Source organism: Legionella sp. W05-934-2, assembly GCF_964199965.1.
GTDB lineage: Bacteria > Pseudomonadota > Gammaproteobacteria > Legionellales > Legionellaceae > JAFIFT01.
On the sequence record NZ_CAXMZT010000010.1, the window covers coordinates 144,345 to 150,990 of the forward strand.

Consider the following 6,646-nt stretch of genomic DNA (forward strand, 5'->3'; position numbering starts at 1 on the left):
CTAAAATGGTCATTTTTGATATCCTCTCCTTTTTGTAATTGAGAGTTCTCCATGACAATCTATATTCTGAGTGATTTCGACGGCACCATCACCCCAACGGAAGGGAAACAAGTCGTATCTTCCGGGTTTTATAAAACACTATTAAAGCAAGGCGGTGCAATCAATTACGCTTTGGATCAGTTAGTTGATAATGTTGGGGACAAATTCACTCAAGAATTTGGTGAGTATTGGCCAAACCCGGACTACAAAGGTCACTATGGCCACATTTTAATTCCAGAAAACGCCGTTACCGTATTACACCAACTACTGAGCAATAAAGATATTTATTTTCGCATCCTCACCCGCAATCGTCCCGACTATATCCAGGCCTTATTAAAATACCAAGGTTTTAGTAAAGAAGAGATTGCTAAAATCAACATTGAACATGGGAACAAATCCCATACTGCTAAGCTAGAACGCATTATCCCGCCATCTAAGCAATATGCAAGCGATGTCAACGTCTTTGCCCTCGATGATAGCTTGGACGATTTATATGCCATGGGATACGGCCTTAAAGAAATCGGTTATATCCCAGAAAATACCAAAACGTTAATCATTAAAAAAGACCGCATCACCCCAATTGGACAGGTTGTATTTTTAAATAAAGACCAAGGCCAATTTGATTGGGAGGCGATTCGTCAAATGATCACCCAAAAGGCAACATGTGAGTCCATTTTATCCGCCATGGATAACTTAGCCAGTCAACTGACAACAGATTACTCTCCAGAAAAACAAGCCATTCTTAACATCAAGAGTCAGCTAATACAAATACAACAAGATAATTTGTTTCCAGCGAGTGACCATAAGCCACAATCACAAGCTATTTATCATGAATTAAATAACTTACTATTACTTCAAGCTAAACAACTTGACACCCATCTGAGATGGCAGGATGCGTTAGTTAACCTGGTGAAATCCTTTTTAGCCCTATTTTTTGGACCATCGAAGCAACTTAACGCATTCAATCCAGAAGATAGGCAACGATTCTTTTATCCACGTGAATCAGAAACGCGTCAAGAAGTGACCCAGTTGATGACCCAATTTGGACAAGCTTTGGCATAGTCGACGCTTGATTGATCACAGAAGTTGGAAGGATCAGCAACTATCGCCTCACATCCATTGCACTGTAGGCCCATTTTGATAAACTAAGCTAATTGAATGGCAAAGCATTGGAACACGATATTATGATCACTGTTTATCCTTATGACTCACTGGGTTATGCCAACTATGGCTGGTTGAAAACACACCATCACTTCAGCTTTGCAGAGTACCATAATCCTAACCGCATGGGTTTTGGCACCTTACGCGTGATCAATGATGATACGATATCACCCGGCACGGGGTTTGATTTGCATTCCCACCGGGACATGGAAATTATCACCTATGTTCGCCAAGGCGCAATAACCCATGATGATAACCATGGCAATCAGGGCAAGACAAAGGCCGGAAATGTGCAAGTGATGAGTGCCGGAACTGGCATTTCACACGCGGAATCCAATGAAGAATCTGAAAAAACGATAGTGTATCAAATATGGATTAAGCCTCGCCGCAAAGATTTGCCCCCCAAATGGTTGACCCATTCCTTTCCAACCATGGCTGTGAAGGACAAGCTTCATCTGCTCGTCTCCGGTGATGGCGCAGCACCTTTAACAATCAATCAAGATGCCTATATCTATGCCGGCACGTTATCCCAGGGGCAAAAAATTAAGCATCCCATCCATCATCAAGCTTATGTGCTCGCTTCAAAAGGGTCGTTTACCCTGGATAAACACACGCTCAATCAGGGTGATGGTGCAGAAGTCATCAATCAAACGATGATCACCATTACGGCTAACGAAGCATGTGAAATATTAATCATTGATGTCCCCTCTGACTAAGTGAAGTTGACAGCTTGGTTCCAAGTTAGCTAGGGGGTATATCAACGGAAACTGAGTAAACCAAACTATTGATTACTTGGGGATGCCCCATGATTTTCCTGGTTTTCAAGCGCGTCTAGCTCACCTTTAGCTGTATTCAGCCCTTCAAATGATTGCGGCCTGATTAAGCGATATTGATTTTTTTCAGCTAAAAACAAATTAGCAATACTGCAAAGGATATTTAGGAAAAAAGCTTTCCATGTGGGTGCTTTATCAAATTGAGGCAATGCATCTAATACGATGCCCTTCATGTCAGTTTGTAGCTTTTTCTTATTAATTTTGTTCGTTTCGAATTGCGTGTAAACCTGATTTAACTGGTTATAGACACCTTGGGCAGATTCTTTGATAGCAGGATTTTCTTCTTGGTTAATTTTCTTCTGCAATTTTAACAACATTGATTTGATTTTTTCGCTGATTCGCCGAGTTTCCTCATCAACCCTTTTTTCTGCCTCGATAGGAGAAGAAGGCGATTCAGGAACAGAGACAACAGAGGGCGGTACTTTGCCGATGGGTGTTTCCACTACCGAAACAGCCGGCGGTTTACTGGATAATGTTTTACCACTTGCCAAGTTTGAATCTATCCCGTGCGGGGATGTGGGCATCGATTCGGCTCTAGGCGCCCTCGTTTCAACCGAAGGGGACGCTGGATGTTTCAGCGCCGCTGGTTTTTCTATCCAACCCTGCTTGGCATACTGCTTAGCCAAACTACCATGCAATTCCAACCCACCCCCAATGGATGCAGCTTTATGGAATTTCACTCTGCCTGCGCTATACAATGCTTGCAACTGAGAATAATAGAGCCCATCTTGATGACCCTTGAATTTAATTTCGGGGATATTCTCATGCACCCAAATATCAGATGGCGAGTGAACTTCAAATCCATATAAATGAAATCTACCCTCCCCCAAATCAATAAAGCGCATGTAATAACCTGGCGCGAGCGTATAGATATCCACCGGTCCATTGAGGACTTTAACGCTAGTCTTGTGTTCCCCGGATAGGCTTGAGCAAACCTCAAACGCAGCTCCGCTCAGGATCATTGATGACGCTTGGGAGTAATACTCCTCCAAACTAAGCACATAGCCCATGGTCTTCACCGTTAGTAGGTTAGAAGATATCATGCTATCTATAGTTTAAATATAACACTATATGGTTAAGATAATATTAACAACATGTTCTTTGAAATGGGCAATCTCTATGCAGGAAAAAAAAACACCGAACTAATACGTTCCCGTGAGCGGGCACTGGCAAATATTAGATATGAGTTTTTGTCCTGTAAAAAGGTAAAATTTCTTTGTACCGGACAATTTTTTAAAAGCACCGTCGTTGCGAGCTTTGCGAAGCAATCCAGTTCGATCTCTGAACAGAAATCTGTTCTAGATTGCTTCGCAAAGCTCGCAAAGACGGCTTTTTTAAAAAATTGTCCGGTACAAAGCTAAAATTTATAAAAACCAAATTTTCTTAATCTTAGCTTAAGCATTCTCTTGCTATAATTGCGGCATTATTAAACATAATACGATATATAATTTCATTATGACTCAATACCTTGCTAATCTTATTAATCATCTTAGAAATGATGAACCGTCCCCTAAGAAAGATCACCACCTATTTTTACTCGGAACAGCTGTCAATTATATCGATAAGCCGATTAATGAAAAAGATAATCATTTTTACATCCGAGGGGAGACGTTCTCCTATACCGCTCAACTGACCAGTCTTTTATTGGATGAAGCAAAAGATGTGATAAAAAATCAGGATGCTGATATCAAAAATTCTGATAACTACGCACATCCCTATCACTCGCCTTCTGTCGATGTGATAAATGGTTCTGATACGCCAGGATTTGAAACAGGGGATAGACTTGCTAAAGCACTGATGCTAGCCCTTGATGCGGTGGCACAAGGCAAAGATCGCCTCCACATTTCAGGGTTTAGCCGTGGTGGTGTCCAAGCAATCGTATTGACCCATGAATTGGAAAGGGTCATGAACATGCTGTCGGAAGATTTAAAAAAAGACCCTAAAGAGCGGCGATCATTAGCCCAAATCATTGCCCATAGCTCTAGCGTTCCCGGACTGAGCGTCATCAAAGATCCCAGTTATACAAGGCAATCACTCCAACTATTAACCAATGTCCAAGAGTTAAATACTACCAATAAGACAGAAAACGATGCCGAAGAACAAATAAAAACAAAACTATTAACAAATCTTACTAACATGAAAGTTGATTTGTTTGTTCTTGACCCAGTTCCAGGTGGAAATTTTGGCAAAGTCGTTCGTATCGGATGGCAAGAGGATAAGCACTTTTATACATTGCCTAAGTTTGTTGAGAAAAGACAAGAATTTGTTCAGCAACATGAAACATCCAACTGCTTTAAGCCAATTGTACCAATAGGCATGCCCTATGAAGTCATTCCCGGTTGTCACGGCACAGCCGATGGCAATCAATACGACGATAATAGTGAGCTTATTCCAAACGACCTTGGCGAAGTTTCTGGCGCACAGGATTTGGTATTACGTCGCTGGATAGACTTTACTTTTGCAAAAACTCAACCCAAAGAAAAGATTGACTTAGGCCACCCCTTATTGGATTGCGTTATCAATGAATATATGGATGCCGATGACACACAGCGAAATCTAATACTGCTTGAGAATTATAAACAAATAAAGAAAAATTTTCCTGCATTTGAGTTTCTTGCTACCAGAAATTATACTGGACTCGGTCGATACATGGCTTTACGCCAAGTTCACTTTCATCAGCGTGGTAATACGCCCATCACCGATCTCGATGCACATGGCGGTGGACAGTTTTTAAATCTTCAACATGTCCAACTATGGATGTCACAAAAATTCAACTCTTTTGATTTCTTTAATAAAACATTACCCCAACAGGTTGAATGGATACAACATAATATCGAAAACGCTTTCAAAAAGCCTAACAGTGAAATCGATCTAAATAGTTCTTTTGTTGAAGATGAAAACTATATGATGGCTAAGCTCATGGTCAATGAGAAAAATAATGATTTAGTTAAAGAATCATTATCATTTTTGGTTAACACGGTCACTCAAACTTATCTAAGAAATCATTTAAGCTCTAATGAAATCGAAATCTGTAAGCGATGTGTTGTTGAAACATTTGAGGTGTTGGATAAGGCAAAAAAATCTGACAATTTAAGCCCTAAATTAGTGACAATGGCAAAGTCAATGTATGAAAACATACGGCATGACCTCACCGAGACCCTGGTAGCGCATCAAAACTCAACGCTTTCGTTATCTCGAAAACTATTCCAAGAGAAAAAAATATTACAGGCAGACAGTAGCAGTTCATCGGAAACACCCATTAGCTGGCTTACAAACACCCAAAAAGCCATCAATGATTTAGACCGATTAAAAGAACAAATTTCAGTCTTAGAATCATTGTGTGATCAAGATAGACTGAATGTATCATGGAATAACATTTTACCGAATTTTACACGTGAAGAGGGAAACAAAGACATTGATTTTCTTAAGCGCCAAGAACTTTTGTTTGACTATATTGAACAACAACAGACGTTGCTTAAGGCGTTTGCCAGTGACGTGCTAAAAATGATACCCAATGCATTAGAGAAGAAACCAGAAGCACTTGACCAGAAATTTTATTCAAGCATTCTTCCTGTTGCCAGTGTTGAAAAAAATCGCTTGATCCTTCAACAATTATTTGAAAAGTGCGAACAAGCTAAAAAAGCGATTGAAGCGGCTGAGCTTGATATAGAGCAGCTAAATCAAAGCCATCAAAAGTTGGTTGAAGAGTATCGAGAGCAAACCCAACAACTGGAACATATACAGGAGTCATTGCAAACCACTCAGGAATCCTTGCAGAAGTCTGAAACAGAAAAAGGAAAGTTGGCGCAAAAAGTACTGACACTTGAGGAAGACATTTCTCAACTCGGAGAGAAGCTTAAACAGGCTAATCAGTCTTATGACAATTCTCAAAAAACGCTTGAGCAAGTTACCCTTGAGTTGCAAAGCAAAAGAAAACAATTCGAAGAGAACAAAGAGCATGAAGGCCAAATCGGCAAAAAAATGGAACAAAGCATCTTGGAAAAAGAACAATTACAGAAAAAGTTAGAAACAATTCAAAGCCCCATGGAAAAAGAAGCCGCGGCTAAAGTCCACGCTTTATTAAATCTAAGTCGCGCCTATTTGACCCATTTAGAAAGCCGTGTTGATACGTCTGATTTGTGGAAAACGAAAAAAACAGCTGTCGAAAACATGATAAACATTCTGACAAATAATGAGAATTTACCCACCGAGCAACTCAGCCAATTCAATAAACAATTGCATAATACCCAGGAAAAATTGAAAGCACACCGGGATCCGGCATGGCGTCGATTTTTCAGGGACTGCATACGGATCGTGGCTATCGCAATCAGTGGTGTTGGCTTCTACCGGATGATAACAGGTCAGTCACCTCATTTCTTTAAACCAAGCCATGGCGAACAATTTGTGGAAGATGCTGCCGCCTATGTCCCTTCATCGGTTAAAGATGCTCCCTAGAGCTCCTCAGCACCCGCTATCTTCAATTGGGATTGATAAACCCCTCTCCCCGTTCACACCCCTACCCTGGTGTGACCGGTACATAGGTAACAAACTTGACCGGATACATCGGTAACAAAACTGTATCATATTTTATACATTTTTTGTTCCCTATCATT

4 protein-coding genes are annotated in these 6,646 nt (G+C 40.6%); 3 read left to right on the forward strand and 1 reads right to left on the reverse strand.

The genetic code is table 11. The features are described 5' to 3' along the window. Nucleotides 1-51: 51 nt before the first annotated feature. Nucleotides 52-1,101, forward strand: coding sequence for a hypothetical protein (locus AB3348_RS12125; protein WP_367607857.1), 1,050 nt, complete (start codon nucleotides 52-54; stop codon nucleotides 1,099-1,101). Nucleotides 1,102-1,223: 122 nt separating this feature from the next. After that, the gene (locus AB3348_RS12130; protein ID WP_367607858.1) at nucleotides 1,224-1,916 is read left to right on the forward strand and encodes a pirin family protein; all 693 of its coding nucleotides are present in this window, start codon (nucleotides 1,224-1,226) and stop codon (nucleotides 1,914-1,916) included. Between the two features lie 65 nt (nucleotides 1,917-1,981). Here AB3348_RS12130 and AB3348_RS12135 read toward each other — a convergent pair whose 3' ends face one another. After that, complete coding sequence (locus AB3348_RS12135; RefSeq protein ID WP_367607859.1) at nucleotides 1,982-3,076, reverse strand: hypothetical protein; 1,095 nt, start codon at nucleotides 3,074-3,076, stop codon at nucleotides 1,982-1,984. A 412-nt stretch (nucleotides 3,077-3,488) separates the two neighbouring features. On the opposite strand from AB3348_RS12135, the gene AB3348_RS12140 reads away from it, so the two are divergent. Continuing rightward, the gene (locus tag AB3348_RS12140) at nucleotides 3,489-6,488 is read left to right on the forward strand and encodes a hypothetical protein (RefSeq protein ID WP_367607860.1); all 3,000 of its coding nucleotides are present in this window, start codon (nucleotides 3,489-3,491) and stop codon (nucleotides 6,486-6,488) included. Nucleotides 6,489-6,646: the final 158 nt, after the last annotated feature.

What these genes read in the sequence shown, in the direction of transcription:
- AB3348_RS12140 (WP_367607860.1), top strand. Translation starts at nt 3,489, where the DNA reads ATGACTCAATACCTTGCTAATCTTATTAATCATCTTAGAAATGATGAA.
- AB3348_RS12135 (WP_367607859.1), bottom strand. Translation starts at nt 3,076, where the DNA reads ATGATATCTTCTAACCTACTAACGGTGAAGACCATGGGCTATGTGCTT.
- AB3348_RS12130 (WP_367607858.1), top strand. Translation starts at nt 1,224, where the DNA reads ATGATCACTGTTTATCCTTATGACTCACTGGGTTATGCCAACTATGGC.
- AB3348_RS12125 (WP_367607857.1), top strand. Translation starts at nt 52, where the DNA reads ATGACAATCTATATTCTGAGTGATTTCGACGGCACCATCACCCCAACG.